The sequence below is a fragment of the Agromyces litoreus genome (assembly GCF_040496015.1).
Classification (GTDB): Bacteria; Actinomycetota; Actinomycetes; order Actinomycetales; family Microbacteriaceae; genus Agromyces; species Agromyces litoreus.
This window is the reverse complement of record NZ_JBEPKA010000034.1, coordinates 1-1,696: the sequence shown is the minus strand read 5'-3', so window position 1 is coordinate 1,696 and position 1,696 is coordinate 1. Positions and strand designations below refer to the sequence as shown.

The 1,696-nt window shown below is 57.3% G+C and carries 2 rRNA genes; both read right to left on the bottom strand.

The features are described from left to right. Positions 1 to 2: 2 nt before the first annotated feature. A 5S ribosomal RNA gene (gene rrf, locus ABME01_RS15605) occupies positions 3 to 119 on the bottom strand. A gap of 210 nt (positions 120 to 329) precedes the next feature. Continuing rightward, positions 330 to 1,696: ribosomal RNA gene (locus ABME01_RS15600) — 23S ribosomal RNA — on the bottom strand; the annotation flags it as partial.

Sequence of the window (1,696 nt, the reverse complement as noted above, 5' to 3'; positions counted from 1 at the left end):
ATGTCCGGCGGTGTCCTACTCTCCCACAGGGTCGCCCCTGCAGTACCATCGGCGCTGCGAGTCTTAGCTTCCGGGTTCGGAATGGGTCCGGGCGTTTCCCTCGCGCTATGGCCGCCGAAACTCTAGAACCAACGTGGTGTGCCCGCCCGTGGGGTGGGGTGTTGGTGGTCTCGGTGTCCCCCCTGGTGTCCGTCCCGTCCGTGGTGGGCGGGGTGGGGTGGGGGGGGTTCTGTGTTGTGTTGTGTGTGTTTCCGTCTGAAGGGAACCACAGAGTGGACGCGAGTCATCAGGCCACACACCGCTGCCTTACAACGATGGTGTGTGTAGTGAGGTTTCAAGTTGTCGGCGTATTAGTACCAGTCAGCTGCACACCTTGCGGTGCTTCCACATCTGGCCTATCAACCCAGTCGTCTGGCTGGGAGCCTCTCCCCCCGAAGGGGATGGAAATCTCATCTCGAGGCCGGCTTCCCGCTTAGATGCTTTCAGCGGTTATCCATCCCGAACGTAGCTAACCAGCGGTGCTCCTGGCGGAACAACTGGCACACCAGAGGTTCGTCCAACCCGGTCCTCTCGTACTAGGGTCAGATCCTCTCAAATTTCCTGCGCGCGCAGAGGATAGGGACCGAACTGTCTCACGACGTTCTAAACCCAGCTCGCGTACCGCTTTAATGGGCGAACAGCCCAACCCTTGGGACCTACTCCAGCCCCAGGATGCGACGAGCCGACATCGAGGTGCCAAACCATGCCGTCGATATGGACTCTTGGGCAAGATCAGCCTGTTATCCCCGAGGTACCTTTTATCCGTTGAGCGACAGCGCTTCCACAAGCCACTGCCGGATCACTAGTCCCGACTTTCGTCCCTGCTCGACCTGTCAGTCTCGCAGTCAAGCTCCCTTGTGCACTTACACTCGCCACCTGATTGCCAACCAGGTTGAGGGAACCTTTGGGCGCCTCCGTTACTCTTTGGGAGGCAACCGCCCCAGTTAAACTACCCACCAGGCACTGTCCCTGAACCGGATCACGGTTCGAAGTTAGATATCCAGAGTGACCAGAGTGGTATTTCAACAATGACTCCACGAACACTAGCGTGCCCGCTTCACAGTCTCCCACCTATCCTACACAAGCCACACCGAACACCAATACCAAGCTGTAGTAAAGGTCACGGGGTCTTTCCGTCCTTCTGCGCGTAACGAGCATCTTTACTCGTACTGCAATTTCGCCGAGTTCGCGGTTGAGACAGCTGGGAAGTCGTTACGCCATTCGTGCAGGTCGGAACTTACCCGACAAGGAATTTCGCTACCTTAGGATGGTTATAGTTACCACCGCCGTTTACTGGGGCTTAAATTCTCAGCTTCGCCTTGCGGCTAACCAGTCCTCTTAACCTTCCAGCACCGGGCAGGCGTCAGTCCGTATACATCGTCTTGCGACTTGGCACGGACCTGTGTTTTTAGTAAACAGTCGCTTCCCACTGGTCTCTGCGGCCTTCAACGCTTCCCACCGCGAGGGTGTTCACGTATCCGGCCCCCCTTCTCCCGAAGTTACGGGGGCATTTTGCCGAGTTCCTTAACCACGATTCTCTCGATCTCCTCGGTATTCTCTACCTGACCACCTGAGTCGGTTTGGGGTACGGGCGGCTGGAACCTCGCGTCGATGCTTTTCTCGGCAGCATAGGATCACCCACTTTTCATCCGCATCG